The organism is Streptomyces sp. HUAS YS2, from assembly GCF_033343995.1.
Taxonomy (GTDB): domain Bacteria; phylum Actinomycetota; class Actinomycetes; order Streptomycetales; family Streptomycetaceae; genus Streptomyces; species Streptomyces solicathayae.
In genome coordinates, this window is sequence record NZ_CP137573.1 from 3,657,993 (window position 1) to 3,684,522 (window position 26,530).

Genomic DNA, 26,530 nt, shown 5'->3' on the forward strand with positions numbered 1-26,530 from the left:
CCGGGCGGGCCGGCGGCGTGCTCAGCGCTTGGCGTGGCGGCCGCGGCCGGACTGCGGGGCGCCGCCGTCCTGCTCGGCGGCCTGGGCCTTCTTGTTCTGGGAGCGGGCCCGCAGGAACTCGATGACGATCGGGATCACGGAGATGAGCACGATCGCGATGAGGATCGCCTCGATGTGCCTGTGCACGAACTCGACCTTGCCGAGGGACGCGCCGAGCAGTGTGACGCCGGCGCCCCACAGCACGCCGCCGATGACGTTGAAGATCAGGAAGGAGCGGTAGTTCATCCGGCTCACGCCGGCGATGATCGGCGTGAACGTGCGCACGATGGGCACGAAGCGGGCCAGGATCAGCGACTTCGGGCCGTGCTTCTCGAAGAACTCGTGCGCCTTCTCCACGTTCTCCTGCTTGAACAGCTTGGAGTCCGGGCGCGAGAAGAGCGCGGGGCCGACCTTCCGGCCGAAGAGGTAGCCGACCTGGTCGCCGATGATCGCGGCGGCGACCACCAGCGTGCACACGATCCACAGCGGGGTGTCGAGCTTGCCGGTGGTGACCAGCAGGCCGGTGGTGAACAGCAGCGAGTCACCGGGCAGGAAGAAGCCGATGAGGAGTCCGGACTCGGCGAAGACGATGACCAGGACACCGATCAGACCGAAGGTCTGGATCAGGTAGTCCGGGTCCAGCCAGCTCGGTCCGAGGGCAAGCGTATTCACGGGGATCCGGGCTCCAGGTTCGCATGGGGGCGGGGACGGCTGCCCCAAGTTATCAACGCCCGGTGAACGCCCTGGGTTCCACCGGCCCCTCCCGGGATGCGGGGGGAACGCTCCGGCGCGAGGCTGTCGCCATGAGTATCGACGAGTACGGCGGCGGGCAGCGCCCGCAGGCCGATGTCCTGGTGGTCACGACGAACGACGTGCCCGGGTACGAGGTCAAGCAGGTCATCGGCGAGGTCTTCGGGCTGACCGTCCGCTCCCGGCATCTCGGCAGCCAGATCGGCGCGGGCCTGAAGTCGATGGTCGGCGGCGAGCTGAAGGGTCTGACGAAGACCCTCGTGGAGACCCGCAACCAGGCGATGGAGCGGCTGGTGGAGCAGGCGAAGGCGCGCGGCGCGAACGCGGTGCTGATGTTCCGCTTCGACGTGACGGAGGCCGCGGACGTCGGCACGGAGGTGTGCGCGTACGGCACGGCCGCCGTGATCGCACCGCGCGCCTGAGCGGTACGGGCCCGATCGGTACGGGCCGTACGGGGAAGGTGGCGCCGCCTCCCCCGTACGGCGCCGCCATCCCCCGTACGGACTAGCCGACGTCCTCCGGGGTGTACCCGTGGCGCCGCGCGTTCGCGTGGATCGCGTCGCGCAGGTGCTCGGCGAGGCCGGGGCGCATGCTGTCGTAGAACGCCTTGAAGCGCTCGTCGCCGACGTACATGTCGCCGAGGCAGGTGTGCATCTGAAAGCCGCACTCGTAGAACCACGCGTCGATGTGCAGCCGGTGCTCCTCGGCCATGTCCATGGCCCGCTCGCCGTCGGACGGCTCGCCCTCCCCCATCAGGGCGTCGTAGCGGCTGCCCCAGTCGGCGGCCTCGTCCTGCATGCGCTTCCAGTCCGCCTTGGTGTAGCGGGCCGTGCGGCGCTGGGACTCGGCGTAGGCGTCGGTGCCGCCCCAGCGGGCCTCGGCCTCCTCGGCGTACTGCTCCGGGTCCTTGTCCCCGAAGACCTCGAACCTCTCCTCGGGCGTGAGGTTGATGCCCATCTTCTTCGCCTCCATGGCGTGCTCGACGGCCTCGGCCATCTTCTTCAGCTCGGCGATCCGGGCGGAGAGCAGCTCGTGCTGCCGCCGCAGGTGTTCCTGCGGGTCCGCTTCGGGGTCGTCGAGCAGGACCGCGACCTGGTCGAGCGGGAAGCCGAGCTCCCGGTAGAACAGGACCTGCTGCAGCCGGTCGAGGTCGCCTTCGTCGTAGCGCCGGTGTCCCGCGTGGCTGCGCGCGCTCGGGGAGAGCAGTCCGATCTCGTCGTAGTGGTGCAGCGTGCGCACCGTCACTCCGGCGAAACCGGCGACCTGTCCCACGGAAAAGCTCACCGTTTCCCGCTCCCTTCTGGTGTCGAGATCCAGCGTGCTGCCTCACGTCACGTGAGGTTCAAGCCCGAATCTCGGGATGTTATGCCGGATTTGGACGCTTATGGTGGGTCGGTGGCCCCTGATACCCCCTCAGCCGCCCCCGCCGACGGCGCCGCCCCGGCCGAGCCAGTCGTCCATCCGGCGACGCCCGCGCGGACCCTGCTGCGGCTCACCCTGCCCGCGATCCTCGTCGGCGTGATGACGAGTCTGCTCTTCCTGGCGGTCGAGGGGCTCGCGGAGAACCTCGAGAACGTCCTCTGGGAGACCCTGCCGGACGCCCTGGGCATCGGCCGCTACTCGTCCCTCTGGATGATCTCGATGCTCACCGCCACCGGCATCGCGGTCGGCCTGGTGGTCTGGAAGGTGTACGGGCACGCCGGCCCTGACCCCGCCACCACCGGACTGGGCGGTCCGCCCCTGTCCCCCGGCGTCATCCCCGGCCTGCTGATCGCGAGCACGCTGGCCCTCGCCGGCGGCGTCAGCCTGGGACCCGAGTTCCCGATCATCGCCGCAAACATCGGGCTCGCCCACTGGCTCGGCCGCCGGGCCGCGCCGGGCGCGCCCGCGGCCCTGTGGGTGTCGCTCGCCTCGGCCGGCACCATCGGCGCGCTGTTCGGCACTCCGGTCGCGGCCGCCCTGGTGATCTCCGAGGCACTCACCCATTCGCCCGGGGAGGCCTCGCTGTGGGACCGGCTGTTCGCGCCGCTGGCGGCAGCCGGGGCCGGCGCGATGACCACCACCCTCCTCGCCCACCCGACCTTCGACATGGACCTGCCCGTGCTCACCCACCCGGGCTGGGGGGACCTCCTGGCCGCCATGACGGTCGCCACCCTCGCCGCGCTCGTCGGGCTGTTGGGCTGCTACGCCTTCCCATCGATCCACACGGGCTTCCAGAGACTCAGGCACCCGATGCTGATGCTTCCGCTCGGCGGCCTGCTGCTGGGGCTCCTGGGCGCCCTCGGCGGCCCCCTGACGCTGTTCAAAGGGCTGGAGCAGGTCAAGGAGCTCACCTCCGACATCGGCGCCTGGTCCGCCGGGGATCTGGCGAAGATGACCGCGGTCAAGCTCGTCGCCCTGCTCGTCGCCGCCGCCTGCGGCTTCCGCGGCGGCCGGATCTTCCCCGCCGTGTTCGTCGGAGCCGCCTTCGGCCTGTTCGCCCACGCCGTCGTGCCGGAGGTCGACCCGTCGATCGGCGTGGCCGCAGGCGTCCTCGGCGTGCTCCTGGCGACCACCCGGCAGGGCTGGGTGAGCCTGTTCACCGCCGCCGTGCTCGCCGCCTCGCCCGCGATGCTCGCCCTGCTGTGCCTGGCCTCGCTGCCCGCCTGGCTGGTCGTCACCGGCCGGCCCCAGCTCGAACTCGACGCCTCGGGTCACGCCCTGCACTGACCCCCGCCCCCGATCCCCGATCCCCGTTCTTCAGGAGTACTCCATGGCCCTGCACAAAGGCTCTCCCGAACCGGCCCGCCGACCCCCCGTCAACCCGTTCTTCGGCGAGGCCAACCCCGTCGGCGGCATGACCGAGGCGCCGCCCCTGCACCGCCTGCCCGACGGGCCGCTGCCGCCCATGAGCGCGTACCAGCTCGTCCACGACGAGCTGATGCTGGACGGCAACTCCCGGCTGAACCTCGCCACCTTCGTCACGACCTGGATGGAGCAGCAGGCCGGGGTGCTGATGGCGGAGTGCCGCGACAAAAACATGATCGACAAGGACGAGTACCCGCGCACCGCCGAGCTGGAGCGCCGCTGCGTCGCCATGCTGGCCGACCTCTGGAACGCCCCCGACCCGTCAGCCGGCGTCGGCTGCTCCACCACCGGCTCCAGCGAGGCGTGCATGCTCGCCGGCATGGCCCTCAAGCGCCGCTGGGCCGCCCGGAACAAGGACCGCTATCCGGCGACGGCCCGGCCCAATCTGGTGATGGGTGTCAACGTCCAGGTCTGCTGGGACAAGTTCTGCAACTTCTGGGAGGTCGAGCCCCGCCTGGTGCCCATGGAGGGCGAGCGCTACCACCTCGACCCGCAGGCCGCCGCCGACCTCTGCGACGAGAACACCATCGGCGTGGTGGCCGTGCTCGGCTCGACCTTCGACGGCTCGTACGAGCCCGTCGCCGAGGTCTGCGCCGCCCTGGACGCCCTCCAGGAGCGCACCGGCCTCGACATCCCCGTCCACGTGGACGGGGCGTCCGGCGCGATGGTCGCGCCCTTCGTCGACGAGGACCTGGTCTGGGACTTCCGGCTCCCCCGGGTCTCCTCGATCAACACCTCGGGCCACAAGTACGGCCTGGTCTACCCGGGCGTCGGCTGGGCGCTGTGGCGCTCGCAGGCCGAACTGCCCGAGGAACTGGTGTTCCGGGTGAACTATCTGGGCGGCGACATGCCGACGTTCGCGCTCAACTTCTCCCGGCCCGGCGCCCAGGTCGTCGCCCAGTACTACAACTTCCTGCGGCTGGGCCGGGAGGGCTACCGGGCGGTCCAGCAGACCACCCGGGACGTCGCCTGCTCCCTCGCCGAACGGATCGAGGCCCTGGGCGACTTCCGACTCCTCACCCGCGGCGACCAACTACCGGTCTTCGCCTTCACCACCGCCGACGACGTGACCTCCTTCGACGTGTTCGACGTCTCGCGCCGGCTGCGCGAGCGCGGCTGGACGGTCCCCGCGTACACGTTCCCCGCCAACCGGGAGGACCTGTCGGTGATCCGCGTGGTCTGCCGCAACGGCTTCTCCGAGGATCTCGCGGGGCTGTTCGTCGAGGACCTGGGCCGGCTCCTGCCCGAACTGCGCCGCCAGCCGCACCCGTTCACCGACGACCGGCAGGCGGCGACCGCCTTCCACCACTAGAGCCCGTCCGCCGGACGGACCCCAGGGGCGGGGCGGCCACCGCAGCACGCCTTCGGCCGGCTACGCGCCCAGCCGGCCGAACCGGCGCACCGCCAGCGGGAAGAACACGGCGAGCAGGGCGAGCGGCCACAGCACCGCCACCAGGGTCCAGCCCGGTTCGCCGCCCGGGTTGCCGAGCAGTTCCCGGACCGCCGTCGCCGTCGCCGACATCGGGTTCCACTCCACGACCGTGCCCAGCCAGCCCGGCATCGCCTCGGGCGTCGCGAACGCGTTGGACAGGAACCCGATCGGCCACACCAGGATCTGCACGGCCTGCACCAACTCCGCCCGCCCCGCGACCAGCGCCAGGAAGATCCCGATCCACAGCATCGCGAAGCGCAGCAGGAGCAGCAGCCCCATCGCCCCGAGGAACGCCCCGGGGCCGCCGCTCGTCCGCCAGCCGATCGCGTACCCGACCCCGGTCATCAGCAGCAGCCCGACCGTCGACTGGAGCATGTCGGCGGCCGCCCGGCCGACGAGCACCGCGCCGTCGGCCATCGGCATGGCGCGGAAGCGGTCGATCACGCCCTTCTCGAGGTCCCGGGTGACCGCCGTCATGGTGCCCTCCAGGCCGAACACCATGGTCAGCGTGAGCATCCCGGGCATCAGGAAGTCGACGTACTCGCCCTGCACACCCCGGCCGCCGCCGACCAGGTAGCCGAACATCAGCAGCATCATCACCGGGAACACCAGGCCGACCAGCACCTGCACCGGCTGCCGCGACCAGTGCGTGAGCTCGCGCCGGGTCATCGTCCAGCAGTCGCTCACCGCGTACGCCGCCGCGCTCATGCGGCCACCTCCTCGCGCTCGTCCCGCTCTCCGGTCAGCCGCAGGAAGACCTCGTCGAGCGTCGGCCGCCGCAGCGCGATGTCCTCCGCCTCGATCCCGGCCGCCTCCAGGGCGCGTACGGTCTCGGCGAGCGAGGCCATCCGGTCGGTCACCGGTGCGCTGACCCGCCGCCGGTCCGGGTCCACCACCACGTCGCCGGGCGGGACCGGCAGCAGCCCGGCCGCCTCGGCGAGCCGCCGCGCGTCCCGTACGACCACGTCGATCCGGTCCTGCCCGGCCCGCGACTTCAGTTCGTCCGGCGTGCCGTCGGCGACCACCCGGCCGCGGTCCACCACCGCGATCCGGTCGGCAAGTCGGTCGGCCTCCTCCAGGTACTGCGTGGTCAGCAGCACCGTCGTACCCCTGCCGACCAGGGAGCGGACCGAGTCCCACACCTCCGCGCGGCCGCGCGGGTCGAGCCCGGTGGTGGGCTCGTCCAGGAAGAGCACCTCCGGCTCGGTGATGAGCGAGGCCGCCAGGTCGAGCCGGCGCCGCATGCCGCCGCTGTACTGCCCGACCGCCTTGCGCCCGGTGTCCGAGAGCCCGAACCGCTCCAGGAGCTCGTCGGCCCGCTCCCCGGCGCGCCGCGCGCCCAGGTGGTACAGCCGGCCGAACATCTCCAGGTTCTGCCGGCCGCCCAGCTGCTCGTCCAGGGCCGCGTGCTGGCCGAGCAGGCCGATCCGCCGCCGCACCCGGTCCGCCTCGGTCCGTACGTCGCACCCGGCGACCCTCACCTCGCCCTCGTCGTGGCGCAGCAGGGTGGCCAGGATCCGCACCATGGTGGTCTTCCCCGCGCCGTTGGGCCCGAGGACCCCGTGGACCGTGCCGCGCCGCACGGCCAGGTCGAATCCGTCCAGGGCCGGCTGGTCCCCGTACCGCTTCCGCGCGCCCTCGACGACGATCGCGTCCGTCATCCGCACCTCCCGAAAACCCAGTAGTCAAACTTGACCACTGGGGAAGGTATAGCCCCGGATCTGATTGGTCAAACTTGATTAGCTGATTCGTCCGGGCGGGATCAGCCGGCCTCGCCGGTCATCCCGTCCTTGGTCCGGTCCGTCGCGAAGGGGTTCTCCTGCCCCTCGGCGAGCACCCCGACGAACGGTTCGCCCTCGCCGGCGAACACGTAGGCCCCGCCCTCGATCCGCTCGATCAGCCCGAGCGTCCACTCCTTGCCGGCGTCGGCCGAGTGCACCCAGCAGTGCATGATCTCGCCGATGTGCCCGAGCTGCTGCGGCCCGCCCTCCGGGGTGTAGTACGTGGTGACCGCCTCGCGCCACTCGTCCAGCGCGCGCACCCGCCGGCGCAGCAGCTCCACCACCTCCGCCCGCGGCAGGTCGACGATGAAGCCGAGGCCCGCCGAGAGGACGTCCATCTTCTGGTCGTAGGTCGTCAGCGCCTCGCGCAGCAGGGCGAAGTACTCCTCGGCCCCCTGCTCCGTGAGCTCGTACTCGACCCGCGGCGGGCCGCCGGCCGTGCTCGGCGCGATCTCGTACGCGTGCAGCAGTCCCTGCTTCGCCATCTGCTTCAGCGCGTGATAGATCGAGCCGGGCTTGGCGTTGGACCACTCGTGCGCGCCCCAGTACTCCAGGTCGTTGCGGACCTGATAGCCGTGGGCGCGGCCGTGCTGCTTGACCGCGCCCAGGACCAGAAGCCGGATCGCCGACATGCTGCGTACCTCCCTAGTCAACGTTGACCAGGGTAGGCGCGCTCACCCCTCGCGCTCCAGGTCGATCAGCTCGAACGAGTTCTTCCCGTCCAGGGACTCGCGGATGATGTCCGCGTGTCCGGCGTGCCGACCGATCTCCTGCACCAGGTGCAGCAGCATCCAGCGGATGCTGACCCGGCCGTCCTTCGGGAACCAGGGCGCGGGCGGCAGCGGGAAGGTGTCGTCCAGACTCGGCACCGACCGGACGAACTCCTCGGTCTCCTTCACCACGCCGTCCCAGAACGCCAGCGTCTCCGGGATCGTCTCGCCGTCCACGAGCCGGTGGGCGTCCGCCCAGGTCTCCTTGGTGCGCTGACGCTCGTTCGGCCGCTGCTGCGCCATCCGCAGCCAGCTGAGCTCGACCTCCGCCACGTGCTTGATCAGGCCGGACAGACTCAGCTCGCTCGCGCTGGGGTGGCTCGCCGCCTGCTCCTCGGTCAGGCCGAACGCCGCGCGGCGGACCGCCGCGCGCTGCGCCTCGACGAAGTTGAGGAACGCGCCGCGCTCGTCGCCGGGGGTCTCCGCGGGAACGAAGGTAACCATGCTGTCCGCCTTGGGGTGTTGGCCTGTGGTGTCCGGGAGGACCCTGCGCCCTCTCGACACCCCTCACGTTAGGGACCCTTGCGGACAGGTTCTGTCCGCAAGAGCCTCTTCAGGAGATGATCGGAAAGATCAGAACGGTCAGAACGGGAAGCGGCTGCGGCCGTGCTGCACCGAGATCCACTTCTGGGTGGTGAAGGCGTCGATCATCGAGTCGCCGTTGAGCCGGCCGACGCCCGAGTGCTTCTCGCCACCGAAGGGCACGATCGGCTCGTCGTGCACGGTGCCGTCGTTGATGTGGATCATTCCGGTGTGGATGCGCTTGGCGATCCGCACGCCGCGCTCGACATCACCCGTGTGGACGGCTCCGCTGAGGCCGTACGGGGTGTCGTTGGCGATCCGCACCGCCTCGTCCTCGCCGTCGAACGGCAGGATCAGCGCGACCGGACCGAAGATCTCCTGGGTCAGGACGGGCGCATCGGCCGCGATCCCGGTCAGAACGGTCGGGGAGACCACGTTGCCCTCGGCGGAGCCGTGCAGCAGCGCCGTCGCGCCGTCGGCGACGGTCTGCTCGACGAGCGCGGTGACCGCCTCGGCCTGCTGCCCGTTGATGAGCGGGCCGATGTGGGTCGCCGGGTCGGTCGGGTCGCCCACCCGCAGCGTCCTGACCTTGGCGACGAACTTCTCGGTGAACTCCGCCTCCAGCGACCGGTCCACCAGGATCCGGTTGGCCGCCATGCAGACCTGGCCCTGGTGCACGAAACGGCTGAACACCGCCGCGTCGACGGCGTAGTCCACGTCGGCGTCGTCCAGCACGATCAGGGCGCTGTTGCCGCCGAGTTCGAGGACCGCGTGCTTGAACCGGGCCGCGCAGACGGTGGCCACGTGCCGGCCGACCTTGTCGGAGCCGGTGAAGGAGATGACCTTCGGGACCGGGTGCTCCAGGAGCGCGTCGCCGATCTCTGCGATGTCGGTGACCACCACGTTGAGCAGGCCCGGCGGCAGGCCCGCGTCCTCCAGCACCTTGGCGACCAGCGTGCCGCCGCAGATCGGCGTGTTCTGGTGCGGCTTGAGGACGACCGCGTTGCCGAGCGCGAGGGCAGGCGCGACCGACTTGATCGACAGCAGGAAGGGGAAGTTGAACGGGCTGATCACACCGACCACGCCGACCGGCACCCGGTAGACGCGGTTCTCCTTGCCGTCCACCGGCGAAGGCAGGATCCGGCCCTCGGGGCGCAGCGCCAGCTGGATCGCCTCGCGCAGGAACTCCTTCGCCAGGTGCAGCTCGAAGGCCGCCTTCAGGCGCGTGCCGCCGAGCTCCGCGACGATCGTCTCGGCGATCTGCTCCTCGCGCTCCTCGACGATCCGCAGCGCCCGCTCGAAGACCAGCCGCCGGGTGTACGGGTTGGTCTCCGCCCACGCGGTCTGGGCACGCTCGGCGGCCCGGTAGGCGCGGTCGACCTCGTCGGCCGTGGCCACGGTGATCGCCGCGAGCTTCTCCCCGGTGTAGGGGTCGAAGTCGATGATGTCCCACGAGCCGCTGCCGGGCTTCCATTCGCCGTCTATGTACTGGTGTGCCAGCTCGGTGAAGTAGGACATACGACGAGACCCCCCGACCGCGGTGGCGGACATCGGAAACGTGACTGCACTGACGTCACGTCATCGTACTTATGTCTCAGGAGAGTTGAAGGAGTCCTCGAAGAAGATCGCGGCTTCCTTCGGGATCGGGGCTGTCTCCCTGGAGCCGCTCCATCACCCGGGCGTACTGCGCGACCTCCTCGCGCTTGTCGAGGTACAGGGCGCTGGTCAGCTGTTCCAGGTAGACGATGTCCGACAGGTCCGACTCGGGGAAGCTCAGCATCGTGAAGGCGCCGCTCTCGCCGGCGTGGCCGCCGAAGCTGAACGGCATCACCTGGAGCGTGACGTTGGGGTGCTCGGAGATCTCGATGAGGTGCCGCAACTGGCCCTGCATGACCGTCCGGTCGCCGTACGGGCGGCGCAGCGCCGCCTCGTCGAGCACCGCGTGGAAGTGCGGCGCGTTCTCGGAGACGAGCACCTTCTGCCGCTCCAGGCGGAGCGCGACCCGGCGGTCGATCTCGGCACGCGGGGCGTCGGGCATGCCGCGCGAGACCACCGCGTGGGCGTAGGCCTCGGTCTGCAACAGGCCGTGCACGAACTGGACTTCGTAGATGCGGATGAGCGAGGCCGCACCCTCCAGGCCGATGTACGTCTGGAACCAGCCGGGCAGCACGTCGCCGAAGCTGTGCCACCACCCCGCCACGTTGGCCTCACGGGCGAGCCCGAGCAGCGAGCCGCGCTCCATGTCGTCGCTGACGCCGTACAGGGTGAGGAGGTCCTCGACGTCCCTGGCCTTGAAACTCACCCTTCCCAACTCCATACGACTGATCTTCGACTCGGATGCACGGATCGAGTAGCCGGCCGCCTCGCGCGTGATGCCACGCGACTCCCTCAGCCGCCTGAGCTGTGAGCCCAGCAGAATGCGTCGCACGACACTCCCGCTCGTCCCGCCGGTTTCGCCTGCGGTCACGGCTCCGGCCTCCCCTTCGCGTCGGTTGGTGTTCTCGGACGGGAGCACCCCCGAACTCTCCGAGCCCCGGATTCTGCCACCAAAACGCTTCAGCCCGTACACATTCGATTACGGAAAGAGGGCCTCTTCGGCCGCAGCGTGAAAGTGGTCGGCAGAAGATATGCACAACAAACGGCACGGGGACGGACAGGTCCGGCGCGTGCACGTGCATCTGCCCTTGCATCCGATGGTCGCATTCGGAACCATGGACCCCGCGCACCTGCGTGCTCGTTCGTGTTGTAGCACCACAGCCGCGAATCCCGGGAGTGCCTCGCATGGGGACGAATGGATCGACCATGCTCGAGCCGTTACGGCAGGGGCTTCCGCCGATCGATCCCGCGGCCGTCTCCAGCTCCGCCTCCTGCGCCCTGCCGCCCCGCTACGAAGCGGTCCGCGGCGCCAGGAAGTTCACGCAGTCGACGCTCACCCAGTGGGATCTCCACGAACGCTTCGACGACGTCGCCCTGGTCGTCTCCGAACTCGTCACGAACGCGCTGCGGCACGCACTCCCGGCCGACGCCCCGCACGAGGACGGCCAGGCCCCGTCGGTCCGCCTGCACCTGATGCGCTGGACGAGCCGGCTGGTCTGCGCCGTCCGCGACCCCAGCCAGGAGAGCCCGGAGGCCCGCCAGGGCGACGAGGACTTCGCCGCCGAATCGGGGCGCGGGCTGTTCCTGGTCGACTCGTTCAGCGACGGCTGGGGCTGGCACCCGCTGGCCGGGACGCTCCAGGGCAAGGTGGTCTGGGCGCTGTTCCGGATCGGCCCGGAGTAGCCGGCCCGCGGTACGCGTACGAGGAGGGCCCCGGCGACTTCGGATCGCCGGGGCCCTCCACGCACACGCACCGCTCGTACGGCGGAATCACACCAGGTGGTCGCACGTCGGGATCACACCAGGTGGTCGAACTCCCCGTCCTTCACGCCCAGCAGCATCGCCTCGATCTCGGCCCGCGTGTAGACCAGCGCGGGCCCGTCGGGGTGGCGCGAATTGCGCACGGCGACATTCCCGCCCGGCAACTTCGCGAACTCCACGCAGGATCCCTGCGAGTTGCTGTGCCTGCTCTTCTGCCAGACGACACCCCGCAGCTCCGTTGCCGCCATGCCGTTGTACGCGTGGTGCGCGTGATGCACTGGTAGCTCCCCGAGACGGTTGGTGCAGATGTCAACTGTCTCGGATCATAGCTGTGTTCATATGCCAATGCATGAGCAGATGCACGTGCACGCGGGGTGGCGTATCGACTACGCCACCGAGCGTACGGGGCAGGCGGGGAGAGCGCGTGAAGGTGCCCCGGAGGTCCCCCGAAGGTCCCCACGCCGTCGGCTACTCCTTGGTAGCTTGGCGCGATGTTCTCGACGCAGCGAAGCTCCGCCGCCGTGGTGGGCGTGGCCGCCGCGGCACTCGTCCTGACGGCATGCAGTGGGGGCGGGAAGCCCGCCGCGGACCGGTCGGGCGACCCCGAGCCGTCGGCCGGGCGGACGTCCGCGCCGTCGTCGCGCGCCACCGCCTCCCCGGTGCCTTCCGCGCCTACCGGCCCGGAGGGGTCCTGGGCGGGGATCACCGACGGGAAGCCCGTCGGGCTGTCCATCGGCAGGAGCCACGCGGTCGTCATCGCGGCCGGGCAGGTCTGCCAGGGCAAGCTGACGGACGCCGTCACTCTGCGCCTGACCTGCACCGACGGGGCGAACCAGCGGACCGAGGGGACCATCGAGTCGAACGACGGGAAGAAGCTCGTCGTCGCCTGGAAGAGCGGCACGAAGGACACGCTGACGGAGGCGGATCCGGCGCCGTCGGGGGCCGCCTCCGCATCGGCTTCGGACGCGATCGAGCTCCCCTAGCCGGCCGCTCTCAGCCCGCCGGCGGGACCTCCGGCCGGCCCGGGTGCAGGGCCGCCGCGTCGGCGGCCGAGGTTCCGTGCGTCCATCCGGCCTCGTCCCAGGCGGCCCGGACCCGGGTCGTACGGGTCTCCGGGAACATCGCGTCCGCCCGCTCCGTCACCGCGACCTCGCGGGAGGCCAGGGCCGGCAGGAGCGTCGGCTCCGTGGCGGCGACGCGCCGCGAGGTGGCCGCCAGCCGCGAACCGAGCCGGTTGGCGTACGCCAGCAGGAACGACTGCCGGAACGACTTCGTGCGCTTGCGCCCGCCCGCGCGCTGGGCCGCCTCCGCACGGGTCATCGCGGCCGTGCCCTGCACCAGCAGCGAGGTGTAGAGCAGTTCCACCGGCTCCAGGTCGGCCTCGAAGCCGACGACCGTCGAGAAGCCGTACGGCTCGTTCCACACGGCCCGGCAGTGGTTCGCGGAGGCCACCGCGTCCAGCAGGATCGCCTTCGCCGTCTCGTACGGGGCGTCCACCCCGATCCGTACCGCCCCCGGCGTCTCGCGGGCGGCGTCCGGGCGGCGGGCGGCGAGCGCGGCCTCGTCCAGGCTGTGCCGGGCCATCAGCTCCTGCGCCTTGGCGGTCAGCGCCTCGGCCTCCTCGGGGAAGGTGGTCCCCTCCGCCTTGGCGAGCAGCGCCCGGACCCGGGTCAGCATGCGCGGCTCGCCTGCGACGGGCGGCGGCAGGAGCGAGTCGCCGGGCACCGGCCCGACGGCCTCCAGCGCCGGCAGCCGGACGAGCAGCCGGTACAGCTCCAGGACGGCGGTCGCGTACGAGAACCGGTCGGCCCGCCAGGGCTCGGCGTCCAGCTCCGCGAGCTGCGCGTCCCAGCGGGGCGGCAGGACGGAGTAGCGGCGAGTCTCGGCGGTGACGAGCCCGGCGAGGAGGCGGAGGTGCTGCTCGTCGAGGTCGCGCCGGACGATCCGCGCGAGATCCGCGGGCTGCCAGCCGCGCTCCCAGGCCGTGCGCACGAACTCCGCGCCGCGGCGGGCGAGTTCCGCGTCGGCGGCGGTGTCGGCGGCGAGCAGCGAGGCCGCCGTGTCGAGGGCGTGGTCGCCCTCCGCGTACAGCGCCTCGAACGCCTTCTGAACCGTGCTGCTCACGTCACCCCTCGGTAGTGGAAACCCGTTTCATGGTCTCCCAGGGCGACTGTTACTGTCGCGCGCACCTGTACAAGGGGGAGGAACACTTCTTGAAGCACAACAGAAGAATCGTCACTGCGGCACTGGTTCCGGCGCTGGCCCTGGGGGGGATCGGCATCGGAACCGCCGCGACGGCCGTCCTGGCGACGGCCGGCGTCGCGGCGGCGGCCCAGTCGGGGTCCTGGAGCACGCCGACGGCGCTGACCGGGGCGACCGACGGAAAGTCCGTCATCGACGTGGCGACGACGACGGACGGCACCGCCGTCGCGGTCTGGTACCGCTGGCCCGCCGGCACGCTCGACGCCGAGCTGAACGTCGCGGTCCGTCCCGCGAGCAGCACGGTCTGGGGTCCGGCCAAGGTCCTGAGCACCACGAAGGACGGCATGCAGTCCGTCAGGCTGACGCCCGCCGCGGACGGCTCCATGACCGTGACCTGGGTCGAGGACCTGGGCAGCACCTCGGTCCTGCGGGCGACCAGCCTGGCGAAGGGGGCGACCGCCTGGCCGGCGCCGAGCACGATCGCCACCCGCGCCGCGATCGGCGACATGGCCTTCGCGCACGACGCGACCGCCGGCAAGAGCGTGGCGGTCTGGCGCGAGAGCACTTCGAGCCAGGGCAGCGTCCTGTACGTGTCGGAGCGCACGGGCGCCGGCGCGTGGTCGGCGCCCCGCGTTCTGGGCGGCGCCTCGGCCTACTGGCCGCAGGTCGCGATCGCACCGGACGGCGCGGTCACGGCCGTGTGGGACGAGCAGACCGAGTCCGGCCGGACCGTGATGAGCGTCGAGCGGCCCGCGGGCTCCACGCAGTGGACTGCCCCGAAGCCGGTCTCTGCGCCCAACGAGGGCGGCACCCCGCAGCTGAGCATCGGCCAGGACGGCACGGCCGCGCTGGCCTGGGTGAAGTACATCGAGAGCCCCGGCTCGACGACCACGGCCCTCGTCACCGCGGTCCGGGCCGCCGGCGGCGGGAGCTGGACGATCGACGCGGCGCGTCCGATGGGCGACTTCGCCGCGGTCCTCGATCCGCTCGTCGGTCCGACGGGCGAGGTCACCTTCGTCTGGACCGAGGACGTCGCTGCCGGCGAGGACAACGTCATCGGCGTGCGGACCGCCTCGCGGACCCCGGACGGCGCGTGGACCGCGGTCAAGACCCTCTCCACGGGGTACGTGCCCGAGCAGTTCGACGCGGCGATCGGCGCCGACGGAACCGTGCAGGTCGGCTGGGCCCAGAGCGGCACGACCGACGACGACCGGCGCTTCTACACCTCGGCCCGGATCAACGGGACGTGGACCGCGCCTTCCCAGCTCAGCCGCGCGGGCAGCTCGTACGCCGAAGGCCGGGTCGCCGTCGCCCCCGACGGTGACGCCACCGCGGTCTGGGCGCAGGAGGACCAGCTCTGGGCCGCCGGCACCGGTCTCACCACGCCCCCGGCCCCGGCCAAGCACCGCGACTACGTCGGCAAGGACGGCTTCCCGGACCTGTACGCGCAGACCACCGCGGGCGCGCTGTACGTCTACCAGGGCAACGCCAACCACACCCTCACCACGAAGGTCAGCGGCGGGACGTGGCCGACCACGTCGTACGTGGTGCCCTTCGGGGACCTCAACGGCGACGGCTGCAACGACACCCTCGTCCGCACCGCCGCCGGGGAGCTGTACCGCTACAACCCGGCCTGCGGTACGCCGGTCACGCCGGCCGCGCCCAACGCCAGGATCGGCAGCAGCGGCTGGGCCGCGTTCGACGCCCTGACCTACTCGGGCGACTTCAACGCCGACCGCAGGCCGGACCTGATCGCCCGCCAGATCTCCACCGGCGACCTGTACCTGTACACCGGCACGACGACCGGCGGACTGACCCGCGTCGGCAAGATCGGCTCCGGCTGGAAGTCGCTGACCATCGTCGGCACCGGCGACCTCAACGGCGACAAGAACGCCGACCTGATCGCCCGCACGTCGACCGGCTACCTCTACCGCTACCTCGGCACCGGCCGCGGCACCATCGGCTCCGGCGTGAAGATCGGCTCCGGCTGGGGCGGCATGGTCAACATGATCGGCATCGGCGACCTCACCGGCGACGGCAAGAACGACATCATCGGCCGCACCACCGCCGGTGACCTGTACCGCTACGCCGGCACCGGCACCGGGGCCATCGGCTCCGGCGCCAAGATCGGCACCGGCTGGAAGTCCTTCGCCAGCATCAAGTAACGCCTGCTGAAGGGAGCCTGGGGGTAGGGGCAGCCCTACCCCCAGGACGCCCGCCAAGGGTCGTGATCGGGAGCCTCCGCGGCGGTTGGCTTGGGGCATGACCTCAACAGCCGCAGCCGCTCACACCACCGGGCCCGCAGCCGCACCCGCACCCGCCGTCCGCCTGACCGGACTCCGCCGCCACTACGGCGACGTACGCGCCCTCGACGGCGTCGAACTCGCCTTCCCCGCCGGGTCCTTCACCGCCGTCATGGGGCCGTCCGGCTCCGGCAAGTCCACGCTGCTGCAGTGCGCCGCCGGGCTCGACCGGCCCACCTCCGGGCGGGTCGAGGTGGGCGGGGTGGCCCTGGAGGGGCTGAGCGAGCGGCGATTGACGCTTTTGCGGCGGGACCGGATCGGTTTCGTCTTCCAGTCGTTCAACCTTCTGCCGTCGCTGACCGCCGCCCAGAACGTCGCGCTGCCGCTGCGGCTCGCGGGCCGCCGACCCTCGCGCGCCGAGGTGCGGGGCGCGCTGGAGCGCGTCGGCCTCGGGGCGCGGGCCGGGCACCGGCCCGGCGAGCTGTCCGGCGGGCAGCAGCAGCGGGTGGCGATCGCGCGGGCCCTGATCACCCGGCCGGCCGTCCTGTTCGGCGACGAGCCGACCGGCGCACTGGACACGGCCACGAGCCGCGACGTCCTCGGGATGCTGCGGGAGCTGGTGGACCGCGAGGGCCAGACGATCGTCATGGTCACCCACGACCCGGTCGCCGCGTCGTACGCGGACCGCGTCGTCTTCCTCGTCGACGGTCGCGTCCACGGCGAACTGACGTCCCCGACGGCGCAGCAGGTCGCGACGCGGATGGCGACGCTGGAGACGGGTGCCGCCGAGGCGGGGGGCTTCGCATGCTGACCGTCGCGCTCACCGGACTTCGGACCCGCTGGGCCGGGTTCGTCGGAAGCTTCGTCGCGCTGGCGCTCGGGGTCGGGCTGCTCACGACCATGGGCCTCGGGCTCGCGTCCACGCTCCACGCGCCCGAGCGGCAGCCGGAACGGTTCGCCGCCGCGCCCGTCGTCGTCATGGGGCAGGACACCGTCGAGGTCGACGTACAGCGCGGGCCGGACACCGTGCGGGCCGCGCAGAAGCTGGACCGTCCACACCCTGTGGACGCCGCACTGCTGAACGAACTGCGCACCCGCTGGCGGGTGACGGTCGCCGGCGGCCCGGACGCCGTCGGGGTCCACGGCCCCGCCGACCGGGTCCGCGCGCTCGTCGGCGACCGCGCCCAGGTCCTCACGGGGGCCGACCGGCGGCTCGCGGACCCCGACCCCGAGCGGGACGAACAGGCGCTCGTCGCGCTCAACGCGCTGCTCGGCACGTCCGGCGGTGTCACGTCCTTCGTCTCGGTCTTCGTCGTCGCCTCCACCTTCGCCTTCGCCGTCGCGCTGCGCCGCCGCGAGTTCGGGCTGCTGCGCACCGCGGGGGCGACCCCCGGCCAGGTGCGCCGACTGCTGCTGGCCGAGGCCGCCGGGGTCGGCGTCCTCGCGTCCGCCGCGGGCTGCGCGCTGGGAGCGTGGGCCGCGCCGCGGCTCGCCCGGCTGCTCGTGGACGAGGGCGTCGCCCCGGAATGGTTCGCCATCGGCGACGCCCGCTGGCCGTTCCACGCCGCGTTCTGGACCGGGGTGACGGTCGCCGTCGCCGGCGCGGTCGCCGCCTCCCGGCGGGCCGGACGGATCGGGCCGACGGCCGCGCTGCGCGAGGCCGACGTAGACACCGGCGTGCTGCCGCTCGGCCGCCGCCTGCTCGGCGCTGGCCTGCTCCTTACGGGGGTCGTGCTGCTCGTGTGGACGTGCGTGGACGACCCGTACACGCTGCTCAAGCGCAAGACGTACACGACGCAGCCGATGATCATGATCACCGGCGTGGCGCTGCTCGCCCCGCTGCTCGTACGGCCCGTGGCGCGCCTCCTGCCCCTGCCGGGGGTCACCGGGATGCTGGTCCGCGCGAACACGGCCGCGGCCCTGCGCCGCACGTCGGCGGTCGCCGCGCCCGTGCTGGTCACGGTCGCGCTCGCCGGTTCGCTGTTCGGCTCGGCGGTCACGGTGACCACGGCGAAGGGGGCGGAGTCGCGGGAGCAGACGGCGGCGGGTTACGTGATCACGGGCGGCGAGGGCGGGGCCGGGGGCGCTGGTGCCGGGGCTTCGGGTGCCGGAGCTCGGGGTGTCGGCCTCGGCGCCGGCCGGGGGCTGTCCGCGGACGGGCTGCGGGCGGTGGCGGGCGCGACCGTGTCCGCGACCGGTGCGACCTCCGTCTTCGTGCGGGACGGCGACGCGGCGCTGGTGAAGTACGGCGCGCGGGCCGTCGCCGACCCGGCCGCCTTCGCGGACCTGGCCCGGCTTCCGGTGCTGGCCGGGGACGTACGGGACCTCGACGACCGCTCGATCGTCGTCAACCAGGAGTGGGAGCGGCGCCGGATCGGCGACCGGGTGCAGGTGTGGCTCGCCGACGGGCGGACGACGACGCTGCGGGTCGTCGCGGTCCTCGCGCCCGGCACCGGCGACAACGGGCCGTACGTGACGACGGCGAACGCACCCGGCACGACCGTCGACCGGATCGACGTCGGCGGCGACGTCTCGGGCGGTCCCGCGCTGGAGCGGGCCATGGCCGCCACCGGCGGCACCGTGCGGACGGCCGACGCGTGGGCGGCCGAGACCCACCCTCCGGTCAACCGGAACACCCGCCTCGGCCTCATGCTCGTGCTCGGCATCGCGGTCGTGTACACGGTCATCGCGCTGGCGAACACGCTGGTCATGGCCACCTCGGTACGCGGCGGGGAGCTCGGCGCGCTGCGCATGACCGGGGCGACGCGCGCGCAGATCCTGCGGGTCGTGGCGGGCGAGGCGCTCTTCTCGGTGGCGATCGGGTCGGTGCTGGGGGTGGCCGTGACGGCGGTCGGTCTGGCGGGGCTGGGGGCGGCGCTGGCGTCGCTGTCGGCGCCCGTGGCGGTGGCCGTGCCGTGGGCCGCGGTGGGCGCGGCGGCGGGGACCTGCGCGGTGGTCGCGACGGTGGCCGCGGTGCTTCCCGCGTGGCGGCTGACGCGCTGAGCGGCGATGGTGGACGGAGCGGGGCGGGGGCCAGGGTCGGAGCCGGGGCCCCCGCCCCGGCCACGCGCGGGCGCGGGCGGGGCGGGGCGGGCGCGGGCGCGGGCGGGGCGGGCGCGGGCGGGGCGGGCGCGGGCGCGGGCGGGGCGGGCAGAGGCTCGGGTGGGGGCGGGGCGGGCGAGGGCTCGCGCGCAGGCCGGGCGCCGGCGGGACGGTTCTGCACAGGGACCCACATTCTTCGTACAAGTGTCCGGTTCTCGCCAGGGTCGCGTACGGTCGTGCGAGCCGCGGGTAGACCCTCACCGACGGGATCACGGAGCAGGGAGGGGCGGACGATGGGCGAGAACAAGCGGCGGATGCTGGCCGGCGAGTGGTACGTGCCGGACGACCCCGAACTGGCCGCCGAGTCGCGGCGGGCGGCCGGGCTGTGCGCGGCGTACAACGCGACCGGGGACGTCCTGCCGAACCTCGCGGGCCGCACCGAGCTGCTGGTGGAGCTGCTGGGGTCGGTGGGCGAAGGGGTCAGGATCCGGCCGCCGTTCCACTGCGACTTCGGCCGGCACATCAGCATCGGCGACGGCACGTTCGTGAACTTCAACGCGGTCTTCCTGGACGTCGCACCCATCACGATCGGCGCGGACGTCCAGATCGGGCCCAACGTCCAGCTCCTCACGCCCACGCACGAACTCGACGCGGAGCGGCGCAGGGCCGGCTGGGAGAAGGGCATACCGATCACCCTCGGGGACAACGTGTGGCTGGGCGGCGGGGTGATCGTGTGCCCCGGAGTGACGATCGGCGCGAACACGGTGGTCGGGGCGGGGTCGGTGGTCGTCAAGGACCTGCCGGCGGGCGTCCTCGCGGTCGGCAACCCGGCGCGAGTGGTGCGCGAGCTGGAATGACGGACAGGCCCCGCTCCGCCCCCGCGCCGCCTCCGCCGTGCTGTCAGTGCCGGCTGCCAGACTCGCACCCATGAACGAACGCTGGGCCCTCGCGCCGGAGGCGGAGGGGGACGGCGCGCGGCTCGTCCCCCTCCGTCCGGACGGGACGCCCGCCGGGGACGTGCGGTACGAGCCGGATCTCGTCGCGGCGGTCCGGTCGCGGCCGGACGTGGCCCGCTGGGTGTGGCGGTCCACGGCGGAGGTCTACCCACGGCTGCTCGCCGCCGGGGTGCGCGTGGAGCGCTGCTACGACGTCGAGGACGCCGAACTGCTGCTGCTCGGCCACGAGGGGCGGCTCGGCGAGCCCCGGTCCGCGGCGGCCGCGCTGGCCCGGCTGCGGAACGCGCCCGTACCGCCCGACCCTCCCCTGCGCGCCGCCGAACCCGGCTCACAGGACTCGCTGTTCGAGCCGCAGCCGGCGGCTCCCGTTCCCTTCGAGGGCCTCCTGGAGGTGTACGCGGACCAGCAGCGGCGGCACGACGCGGCCGAGCATCCCGGCAGGATGCGGCTGCTCACCGCCGCCGAGTCGGCGGGGATGCTGGTGGCGGCGGAGATGCACCGGTCGGGGCTGCCGTGGCGGGCGGACGTGCACCGCGAGCTGCTGCGGGAACTGCTCGGCGAGCGGTACGCGGGCGGCGGCGAGCCGCGCCGCCTCGCCGAGCTCGCCGACGAGGTGTCCGCGGCCCTCGGCCGCCGGGTCCGCCCCGACCTGCCGGCCGACGTGATCCGCGCCTTCGCCGCGGCCGGGATCCGGCTGAAGTCCACCCGTCGCTGGGAGTTGGCGGAGATCGACCACCCGGCGGTGGAGCCGCTGCTCGCGTACAAGAAGCTGTACCGGATCTGGGTGGCACACGGCTGGAGCTGGCTCCAGGACTGGGTGCGGGACGGCCGGTTCCGGCCCGAGTACCTGCCCGGCGGCACGGTCAGCGGCCGCTGGACGACCAACGGTGGCGGCGCCCTGCAGATCCCGAAGGTGATCCGGCAGGCCGTCGTCGCCGACGAGGGCTGGCGGCTGGTCGTCGCGGACGCCGACCAGATGGAGCCCCGGGTGCTGGCCGCGATCTCCCGGGACCCCGGCCTGATGGAGGTCGCCGGGCACGACGACGACCTGTACGCCCGCCTGTCCGACCGGGCGTTCTCCGGCGACCGCGACCACGCGAAGATCGCGCTGCTCGGCGCGATCTACGGCCAGACCAGCGGCGACGGCCTGAAGAACCTGGCCGCGCTGCGCCGCAGGTTCCCCCGGGCGGTGGCGTACGTGGACGACGCGGCGAAGGCGGGCGAGGAGGGTCGGCTCGTCCGCACCTGGCTGGGCCGCACCAGCCCCCGCGCCGCCGGTGCGGGCGACGCCGAGGAGGCGGGCATCCCGCAGGAGGGCGGCGAGGGCGAACCGGCCGGTGGCGACGGGGCGTTCGTCCCCGGGTACGCCTCGGGCGACGCCCGGGCCCGGGGCCGCTTCACGCGGAACTTCGTGGTGCAGGGCAGCGCCGCCGACTGGGCACTGCTGATGCTGGCCGCGCTGCGCCGCGCGACCGCCGGCATGCGGGCCGAGCTGGTCTTCTTCCAGCACGACGAGGTGATCGTGCACTGCCCGGCCGAGGAGGCCGGGGCGGTGACGGAGGCGATCCGCGCGGCCGGAGAAGAGGCCGGGCGGATCGCCTTCGGCAAGACCCCGGTCCGCTTCCCGTTCACGACCGCCACGGTGGAGCGGTACTCGGACGCGAAGTGAACCGGGGCCGGGCGCAGCTACTGCTGCACCGTGCGCGGCAGCGCCTCCCACTTCGGGCTCAGCGCGATGCCCTTCAGCTGCTCCAGCGTCAGCGCCGGCTCCTCGCGGGTCGCGGCCTCGTGCTGCGCACCCGCGTTGAACGCGGAGACGACGACCCGGAATCCGTCCTTGCGCATCGTGTCGGCCGTCCACCAGACGACGCCCGCGCCGCCCTTCTCGCCCGGCTTCTTCTCCAGCTTCACCTTCGTGCCGTTCGGCAGGGTGGTCACGCCGCTGCCGGTGTACAGCTGGTCCGCCACGTCCCCCATGTCGGGCTGCACGTTGATCTGGACGAGGCTCTTGCCCTTGCCGTCGTCGACGACCACGTACCCGAACTCGCCCTCGCCGCCCTTGGAGGTCACCCGCAGGCCCTTGGGCAGCAGGGAGCGCAGCGTCGCCTGGACGTCCTTGCCCGACGGGGTCGCGGGCGGCTGGTACGCGCCCCCCGAGCCGGGCGCGGGCTTCACGGGCTCAGGCAGCTGCTTCAGCAGCGGACGCCACGCCTCGGCCGTCACGAGGGTCTTGAGCTGCGCCGGCGAGAACGGCGGGTTCGGTCGGCTGATCGGGGCGTCCTTCTCGGCGGCGGCGTTGTACTCGCTCGCGTCGATCAGGAACCCGTCCTTGGTGAGCAGTACGGCCCGCCATGCCTTGGTGTCGACGCGCCGGTCCGGGTACTCGTAGCCCTGGAGCACCATCAGCCGCGCGCCGTCGGCCAGCCGGGTGCTGGTGCAGGCGTCGTACGGGACGAACTCCTCGTTCGGGCAGGAGACCTGGTCGGCCCCGGCTTCCCGGCCCTCCCCGGCGCGGTACAGGCCGACGGAGACGCCCGCCTTGCCCTTGCCGTCGTCGAACACTCCGAGGACGGACTGGCCCGTGCCGTCGAGGTTCTCGAAGGACCACTTTCCGGCCGGGGTGTTCGTCCTCAGGATCTCGGCCAGGTCGCGGACCGGGATCTGCGCCTCCCGGAGCCCCTTGCCTCCCTTGTCCGGGGCCGCGGAGGCCTGGCCGGAGGCGTTCTCCGCCCGGCCCCCGGCGCCGACCGAGGACTGGTCGACCCGCTCCGGACCGTTCCCGCCGAGCAGCCCGCCGCCGTACGCGCCGCCGACGGCGACCAGGGCGAGCGCCAACACGCTGCCGCCCACGGCGCCGGCGCGGCGGCGCGCCAGCCGACGCCGCCCCCGGCTCAGGCCGCGCGAGGCGAGGTCGGGCAGAGCGGCGGCGCTGAAGCTGTCGCCGGTGCGGTGCATGACCGCGCCCAGCTCTTCCTCGAAGGGGTGCTGGTCCTGTTCCTGGGGCATGCCGAATCAACTCCGGTCGGTGTGTGTGGTGAAAAGCCTGAACGTTCGGTGGCGGACCGGGCGCGTGCCCGGGGCCCGGGTCAGCGGGTGGCGAACTCGGTGATGCTGCCGCCGAGCTGTTCCCTGAGCTTCGCCAGCGCCCGCACCGAGCGGGTGCGGACCGCGGCGGAGCTGACGTGCAGCACGTCGGCGGTCTCCTCGATGCTGCGGTCCTCCCAGTACCGCAGCACCACGACCGCCCGGTCCTTCGGTGCCAGCTGGGCCAGCGCGTCGAGCAGCGCGATCCGCAGGGCCGGGTCGTCGCCCGTGTCCGGAGCCCGGTCGGGCAGCTCCCCGAGCGGACGCTCGGTGGCGGACTTCCGGCGCCGGTGACTGAGGAAGGCGCGGACGAGCACGGTCTGGGCGTATCCGGCGGGGTTGCCGATCCGGGTGACGCGCCCCCACAGCGTGTACATCCGGCCCAGCGTCTCCTGCACCAGGTCCTCGGCGAGGTGGGTGTCGCCGCTGGTCAGCAGGCATGCCGACCGGAAGAGGTGCCCGGACCGGGCGGAGGCGAACTCCATGAACTCCTCCGTGCGGGACCTTCTCATGCGCCGCGTCTCCCCCTCGTCCCTCGGCCGTGTGCCTCGTTCGTCCTTCATCGAATTGACGCGATGGGCCCCGGAGAATGTTTCACCGATTCCCGTACGAGATCCCGAGGCATGTCTGACGACGCTCCGAACCGGGTATTTGTTCGGGTATGAACGCATTTGCCCTGCAGACCGCAGACATGATGTCGGTGGCCGGGGTCTGGCAGAACGGGCTCGGCCAGGTCCTCGGCGGCCTGGTGCTCGTCGCCATGCTCATCGGCGCCTTCGCATGGGGGCGCTACATCCGCGACCGCGAGTCCCGGACCCCCAAGCCGGAAGAGCAGCCGCACCGTCCGGAGACGGACCAGCTGCCTGGTGAGATGATCGAGTACCGCCGGCCGGCGGAGATGCCTCACACGGACGGCGAGCACCGGCTCATGCCGTACCAGCTCAACGACGGCGGCACCTCCGGCACCGAGACCTCGCCGGAGCCGCCGAGCGAGGAGAAACGGCGCTGGGGCGGCATCTCCAGCGGTGGATTCGGCAGCGGCGGCACCGGGCACGGCGACTGAGCCGTCCCATCCGGGGGATCCCGCGGGTCACTCCCCGGAGAGGTGAGCCATGCCGTCGCGAAAGGCATCCGCAGTGGTGGACGAGCACCGGTACGAGCACGAGCGCGCACTCCTGGCCCGGCGCTTCGAGGAGCAGCGTGGGCGACTGCGGGCCGTGGCGTACCGGATGCTCGGCTCGTTCGGCGAGGCGGACGACGCCGTCCAGGAGACCTGGCTGCGGCTGAACCGCGCCGACACCGCCGCGATCGAGAACCTGGCCGACTGGCTCACCACGGCCGTCGGCCGGGTCTCGCTCACCATGCTCCACTCACGTACGTCCCGCACCGAGACGGAAGGGCCGCACCGGCCGGAGGAGACCACCCACCCCGAGGAACGGGCCCTGCTGTCCGACGCGGCCGAGACCGCTCTCCTGGCCGTCCTGGACACCCTCACGCCGGGCGAACGGCTCGCCTTCGTCCTGCACGACCTGTTCGCCGTGCCCTTCGAGGACATCGCGCCGATCGTGGACCGCACCCCGGCGGCCACCCGGCAGCTCGCCGGCCGGGCCCGGCGACGCGTCCAGGGCCTGGACGATCTGCCCGAGCCCGATCCGGAGCGCCAGCGGGAGGTCGTGACGGCGTTCCTGGCCGCCGCGCGGAGCGGCGACGCCGAGGCCCTGCTCGCCCTGCTCGACCCGGACGTGGTGCTGCGCGCCGACGCGACCGCAGTCACGACCGGCGCGACTCCGGCGCACGGCGCCCGCGCCGTGGCGGAGACCTTCGCCGGCCGGGCGGCCGAGGCCGTCCCGGTCCCGCTCGAAGGCCCGGTCCTGATCGACGGCATGACCGGCCTGACGTGGGACCCGGCCGGAAAACCGCGGTGCGTCGTCGGCTTCACCGTCCTGGAGAACCGCATCGCCGCGATCGACCTCGTCGCCGACGAGGACCACCTGGACCGGCTGACCGTGAGCCCGCTCCCGGCCGGCGCCCCTCAGCCCCCTACACGGGACTGATCCCGGTCACCGGCCACGGTGACGGAACCGGACATCAGCGGCTGCTCCTGCGGCAGTTCGCGCCGCGCCCGTACCGGGGAGAGGAACACGGGCAGGCAGGAGAGGGCGATCATGGCCCCGCCGACCCACAGGGTCGCGTGCAGGCCCGCGAGTTCGCCGAGGAGTCCGGCCACAGCGGCGCCGATGGCGAGGGCGCCGGTGAGAAGGAAGCGGAAGGTCGCGTTCATGCGGCCGAGGAGAGGGTCGGGGGTCATCCGCTGGCGCAGGCTGACGCCGAGGACGTTGTTCGTCCCGATCCTGAACAGGGATAGCAGCCAGCCCGCGCCCGCGATCCACAGCCAGGGCCCACGGTCCACGAGCGGCACGAGCAGCCCGGCCGGCGCCATCCACAGCCCGGCGAGGCCGAGAGCCCGCCCGTAGCCGAGGCGCGCCGCGATCGGCCGTGCGCACCGCGACCCCAGCAGCAGTCCTACTCCGCCGGCCGCCCAGAAGGCGCCCAGGGCGGCCGGGGACAGCCCGAGCTCGCGGACGAAGAGCACCGGAAGCAGCGTGTTGACCACCTGAAGCCCGAAGTTGACGATCGCGGCGCTCAGGGCGAGGGCGCGCAGCTCGGGGTTCCCGAGGACGTGCCGCAGCCCCTCGGCGATCTGCGCCCGCAACCCCTCGCCACCGTCCTTGCGCCCCGGTGGCGGCGCCGTGACGTGCCGTACGCGGATCAGCTGGAGCGCCGAACCGAGGTGACTCAGGGCCGTGAGGACGACGGCGACCGGCGCGGTCAGCCACTGGACGAGCGCGCCGCCGGCGCCGCGCCCCGCGACGTTCCCCGCGGCCATGAGGCTGACCATGGCGGCGTTGGCACGCACCAGCCCCTCCCGGCCGACCAGTTGGGGCAGCACGCTCTGCGAGGTGACGTCGGAGAAAACGGTCGCGCAGCCGTTGAGGAACACGACCGCGTACAGCTGACCGAGAGTCAGAACGTCCGCCCACCAGGCGATCGGCACGGAGGCGAAGAGCAGCGCGCGGGCGAGGTCGGCGGCGATCAGCACCCGCCGCTGCCGCATCCGGTCCACCCAGGCGCCCGCGGGCAGCCCGATGAGCAGGAAGGCCACCGTGCTCAGCGTCGCGAGCGCGCCCACCTCACCGGCCCCGGCGTCCAGCGAGCCGACCGCGACGAGCGGCACCGCGACGTAGCCAACATTGGTTCCCGCGTTGCTGAGCACGGCGGCCGAGAACAAGGTCCGGAAGTCGGGCACCCGCCAGGGCGATTCAGTGCGCATGCACATGACGCTCCCGCACCCCGAACGCGCAGCACAAGCGAATAATTCTCCAAGAACGCTTAAGCATTCCTTCATCGATGCGGGTCGGACGCGGGGTCGGTCAGCAGAAAGCCCGGCCCGGACAGGGTCCGGACCGGGCTGAAGCGCTCACCCGCGCACCGAGCGACGTCGCCG

25 protein-coding genes are annotated in these 26,530 nt (G+C 72.6%); 12 read left to right on the plus strand and 13 right to left on the minus strand.

Features of this window, described 5'->3' with window-relative positions:
* Positions 1-21 precede the first annotated feature (21 nt).
* Positions 22-711 (minus strand): DedA family protein, encoded by a 690-nt coding sequence (locus R2D22_RS16675; protein WP_318104355.1) that lies wholly within the window; start codon positions 709-711, stop codon positions 22-24.
* 131 nt (positions 712-842) lie between these two features.
* On the opposite strand from R2D22_RS16675, the gene R2D22_RS16680 reads away from it, so the two are divergent.
* Positions 843-1,211: a YbjQ family protein gene (locus R2D22_RS16680; protein WP_318104356.1), complete on the plus strand. Its 369-nt coding sequence runs from the start codon at positions 843-845 to the stop codon at positions 1,209-1,211.
* 82 nt (positions 1,212-1,293) lie between these two features.
* Here R2D22_RS16680 and R2D22_RS16685 read toward each other — a convergent pair whose 3' ends face one another.
* Positions 1,294-2,073, minus strand: a complete 780-nt coding sequence (locus R2D22_RS16685; protein WP_318104358.1) for a MerR family transcriptional regulator — start codon at positions 2,071-2,073, stop codon at positions 1,294-1,296.
* A 111-nt stretch (positions 2,074-2,184) separates the two neighbouring features.
* On the opposite strand from R2D22_RS16685, the gene R2D22_RS16690 reads away from it, so the two are divergent.
* Both R2D22_RS16690 and gad read left to right on the plus strand, forming a co-directional pair.
* On the plus strand, positions 2,185-3,498 hold the full coding sequence (locus R2D22_RS16690; RefSeq protein WP_318104359.1) for an ion channel protein: 1,314 nt from the start codon (positions 2,185-2,187) through the stop codon (positions 3,496-3,498).
* 43 nt (positions 3,499-3,541) lie between these two features.
* Positions 3,542-4,948, plus strand: coding sequence for a glutamate decarboxylase (gad, locus tag R2D22_RS16695; RefSeq protein ID WP_318104360.1), 1,407 nt, complete (start codon positions 3,542-3,544; stop codon positions 4,946-4,948).
* Between the two features lie 60 nt (positions 4,949-5,008).
* Here gad and R2D22_RS16700 read toward each other — a convergent pair whose 3' ends face one another.
* The 6 genes from R2D22_RS16700 to R2D22_RS16725 form a co-directional block, all read right to left on the minus strand.
* On the minus strand, positions 5,009-5,776 hold the full coding sequence (locus R2D22_RS16700; RefSeq protein ID WP_318104361.1) for an ABC transporter permease: 768 nt from the start codon (positions 5,774-5,776) through the stop codon (positions 5,009-5,011).
* A complete protein-coding gene (locus R2D22_RS16705; RefSeq protein WP_318104362.1) occupies positions 5,773-6,729 on the minus strand; it encodes an ATP-binding cassette domain-containing protein in 957 nt (318 codons plus the stop codon). The genes R2D22_RS16700 and R2D22_RS16705 overlap by 4 nt, the downstream gene beginning before the upstream one ends.
* Before the next feature lie 101 nt (positions 6,730-6,830).
* On the minus strand, positions 6,831-7,481 hold the full coding sequence (locus R2D22_RS16710; protein ID WP_318104363.1) for a PadR family transcriptional regulator: 651 nt from the start codon (positions 7,479-7,481) through the stop codon (positions 6,831-6,833).
* A 42-nt stretch (positions 7,482-7,523) separates the two neighbouring features.
* Positions 7,524-8,063 (minus strand): DinB family protein, encoded by a 540-nt coding sequence (locus tag R2D22_RS16715; RefSeq protein WP_318104364.1) that lies wholly within the window; start codon positions 8,061-8,063, stop codon positions 7,524-7,526.
* Positions 8,064-8,201: 138 nt separating this feature from the next.
* Positions 8,202-9,659, minus strand: a complete 1,458-nt coding sequence (locus tag R2D22_RS16720; protein ID WP_318104366.1) for an aldehyde dehydrogenase family protein — start codon at positions 9,657-9,659, stop codon at positions 8,202-8,204.
* Positions 9,660-9,735: 76 nt separating this feature from the next.
* Complete coding sequence (locus tag R2D22_RS16725) at positions 9,736-10,608, minus strand: helix-turn-helix domain-containing protein (RefSeq protein WP_318104367.1); 873 nt, start codon at positions 10,606-10,608, stop codon at positions 9,736-9,738.
* A 314-nt stretch (positions 10,609-10,922) separates the two neighbouring features.
* Between R2D22_RS16725 and R2D22_RS16730 the strand changes: the two genes are divergently transcribed.
* Complete coding sequence (locus R2D22_RS16730; protein ID WP_318104368.1) at positions 10,923-11,420, plus strand: ATP-binding protein; 498 nt, start codon at positions 10,923-10,925, stop codon at positions 11,418-11,420.
* A 113-nt stretch (positions 11,421-11,533) separates the two neighbouring features.
* Here the strand turns inward: R2D22_RS16730 and R2D22_RS16735 are convergent, their stop codons facing one another.
* A complete protein-coding gene (locus R2D22_RS16735; protein WP_318109808.1) occupies positions 11,534-11,746 on the minus strand; it encodes a DUF397 domain-containing protein in 213 nt (70 codons plus the stop codon).
* 243 nt (positions 11,747-11,989) lie between these two features.
* Between R2D22_RS16735 and R2D22_RS16740 the strand changes: the two genes are divergently transcribed.
* Positions 11,990-12,481, plus strand: coding sequence for a hypothetical protein (locus R2D22_RS16740; protein WP_318104370.1), 492 nt, complete (start codon positions 11,990-11,992; stop codon positions 12,479-12,481).
* Positions 12,482-12,491: 10 nt separating this feature from the next.
* Here the strand turns inward: R2D22_RS16740 and R2D22_RS16745 are convergent, their stop codons facing one another.
* Positions 12,492-13,622 carry a DUF2786 domain-containing protein gene (locus R2D22_RS16745; RefSeq protein ID WP_318104372.1) on the minus strand — a complete coding sequence of 377 codons (1,131 nt, stop codon included), beginning with the start codon at positions 13,620-13,622 and terminating at the stop codon, positions 12,492-12,494.
* 89 nt (positions 13,623-13,711) lie between these two features.
* Here R2D22_RS16745 and R2D22_RS16750 point away from each other — a divergent pair, with 89 nt between their 5' ends.
* The 5 genes from R2D22_RS16750 to R2D22_RS16770 all read left to right on the plus strand — a co-directional run bounded on the left by R2D22_RS16750 (position 13,712) and on the right by R2D22_RS16770 (position 21,610).
* Positions 13,712-15,865: an FG-GAP repeat domain-containing protein gene (locus R2D22_RS16750; protein ID WP_318104374.1), complete on the plus strand. Its 2,154-nt coding sequence runs from the start codon at positions 13,712-13,714 to the stop codon at positions 15,863-15,865.
* A 97-nt stretch (positions 15,866-15,962) separates the two neighbouring features.
* Entirely contained in the window at positions 15,963-16,754 is a 792-nt protein-coding gene (locus tag R2D22_RS16755) for an ABC transporter ATP-binding protein (RefSeq protein WP_318104377.1), read from the plus strand.
* Positions 16,748-18,946: an FtsX-like permease family protein gene (locus R2D22_RS16760; RefSeq protein ID WP_318104378.1), complete on the plus strand. Its 2,199-nt coding sequence runs from the start codon at positions 16,748-16,750 to the stop codon at positions 18,944-18,946. The genes R2D22_RS16755 and R2D22_RS16760 overlap by 7 nt, the downstream gene beginning before the upstream one ends.
* 332 nt (positions 18,947-19,278) lie before the next feature.
* Positions 19,279-19,842, plus strand: a complete 564-nt coding sequence (locus R2D22_RS16765) for a sugar O-acetyltransferase (protein ID WP_318104381.1) — start codon at positions 19,279-19,281, stop codon at positions 19,840-19,842.
* A 70-nt stretch (positions 19,843-19,912) separates the two neighbouring features.
* Positions 19,913-21,610, plus strand: coding sequence for a bifunctional 3'-5' exonuclease/DNA polymerase (locus R2D22_RS16770; RefSeq protein WP_318104382.1), 1,698 nt, complete (start codon positions 19,913-19,915; stop codon positions 21,608-21,610).
* A 17-nt stretch (positions 21,611-21,627) separates the two neighbouring features.
* Here the strand turns inward: R2D22_RS16770 and R2D22_RS16775 are convergent, their stop codons facing one another.
* Together R2D22_RS16775 and R2D22_RS16780 are read right to left on the minus strand one after the other, a co-directional pair.
* Positions 21,628-22,947, minus strand: a complete 1,320-nt coding sequence (locus R2D22_RS16775; protein WP_318104384.1) for a hypothetical protein — start codon at positions 22,945-22,947, stop codon at positions 21,628-21,630.
* An 80-nt stretch (positions 22,948-23,027) separates the two neighbouring features.
* Positions 23,028-23,537, minus strand: a complete 510-nt coding sequence (locus tag R2D22_RS16780) for a SigE family RNA polymerase sigma factor (protein WP_318104387.1) — start codon at positions 23,535-23,537, stop codon at positions 23,028-23,030.
* 149 nt (positions 23,538-23,686) lie between these two features.
* On the opposite strand from R2D22_RS16780, the gene R2D22_RS16785 reads away from it, so the two are divergent.
* On the plus strand, positions 23,687-24,088 hold the full coding sequence (locus tag R2D22_RS16785) for a DUF6479 family protein (protein WP_318104388.1): 402 nt from the start codon (positions 23,687-23,689) through the stop codon (positions 24,086-24,088).
* Between the two features lie 49 nt (positions 24,089-24,137).
* Entirely contained in the window at positions 24,138-25,079 is a 942-nt protein-coding gene (locus tag R2D22_RS16790) for a sigma-70 family RNA polymerase sigma factor (RefSeq protein WP_318104389.1), read from the plus strand.
* Here R2D22_RS16790 and R2D22_RS16795 read toward each other — a convergent pair.
* The gene (locus R2D22_RS16795; protein WP_318104392.1) at positions 25,058-26,356 is read right to left on the minus strand and encodes an MFS transporter; all 1,299 of its coding nucleotides are present in this window, start codon (positions 26,354-26,356) and stop codon (positions 25,058-25,060) included. The genes R2D22_RS16790 and R2D22_RS16795 overlap by 22 nt on opposite strands.
* Between the last annotated feature and the right edge of the window lie 174 nt (positions 26,357-26,530).

Coding starts and splice junctions, on each gene's coding strand:
- R2D22_RS16680 (WP_318104356.1), top strand. CDS start 843: ATGAGTATCGACGAGTACGGCGGCGGGCAGCGCCCGCAGGCCGATGTC.
- gad (WP_318104360.1), top strand. CDS start 3,542: ATGGCCCTGCACAAAGGCTCTCCCGAACCGGCCCGCCGACCCCCCGTC.
- R2D22_RS16700 (WP_318104361.1), bottom strand. CDS start 5,776: ATGAGCGCGGCGGCGTACGCGGTGAGCGACTGCTGGACGATGACCCGG.
- R2D22_RS16705 (WP_318104362.1), bottom strand. CDS start 6,729: ATGACGGACGCGATCGTCGTCGAGGGCGCGCGGAAGCGGTACGGGGAC.
- R2D22_RS16710 (WP_318104363.1), bottom strand. CDS start 7,481: ATGTCGGCGATCCGGCTTCTGGTCCTGGGCGCGGTCAAGCAGCACGGC.
- R2D22_RS16715 (WP_318104364.1), bottom strand. CDS start 8,063: ATGGTTACCTTCGTTCCCGCGGAGACCCCCGGCGACGAGCGCGGCGCG.
- R2D22_RS16720 (WP_318104366.1), bottom strand. CDS start 9,659: ATGTCCTACTTCACCGAGCTGGCACACCAGTACATAGACGGCGAATGG.
- R2D22_RS16730 (WP_318104368.1), top strand. CDS start 10,923: ATGGGGACGAATGGATCGACCATGCTCGAGCCGTTACGGCAGGGGCTT.
- R2D22_RS16735 (WP_318109808.1), bottom strand. CDS start 11,746: ATGGCGGCAACGGAGCTGCGGGGTGTCGTCTGGCAGAAGAGCAGGCAC.
- R2D22_RS16740 (WP_318104370.1), top strand. CDS start 11,990: ATGTTCTCGACGCAGCGAAGCTCCGCCGCCGTGGTGGGCGTGGCCGCC.
- R2D22_RS16755 (WP_318104377.1), top strand. CDS start 15,963: ATGACCTCAACAGCCGCAGCCGCTCACACCACCGGGCCCGCAGCCGCA.
- R2D22_RS16760 (WP_318104378.1), top strand. CDS start 16,748: ATGCTGACCGTCGCGCTCACCGGACTTCGGACCCGCTGGGCCGGGTTC.
- R2D22_RS16765 (WP_318104381.1), top strand. CDS start 19,279: ATGGGCGAGAACAAGCGGCGGATGCTGGCCGGCGAGTGGTACGTGCCG.
- R2D22_RS16770 (WP_318104382.1), top strand. CDS start 19,913: ATGAACGAACGCTGGGCCCTCGCGCCGGAGGCGGAGGGGGACGGCGCG.
- R2D22_RS16775 (WP_318104384.1), bottom strand. CDS start 22,947: ATGCCCCAGGAACAGGACCAGCACCCCTTCGAGGAAGAGCTGGGCGCG.
- R2D22_RS16780 (WP_318104387.1), bottom strand. CDS start 23,537: ATGAGAAGGTCCCGCACGGAGGAGTTCATGGAGTTCGCCTCCGCCCGG.
- R2D22_RS16785 (WP_318104388.1), top strand. CDS start 23,687: ATGAACGCATTTGCCCTGCAGACCGCAGACATGATGTCGGTGGCCGGG.
- R2D22_RS16790 (WP_318104389.1), top strand. CDS start 24,138: ATGCCGTCGCGAAAGGCATCCGCAGTGGTGGACGAGCACCGGTACGAG.
- R2D22_RS16795 (WP_318104392.1), bottom strand. CDS start 26,356: ATGCGCACTGAATCGCCCTGGCGGGTGCCCGACTTCCGGACCTTGTTC.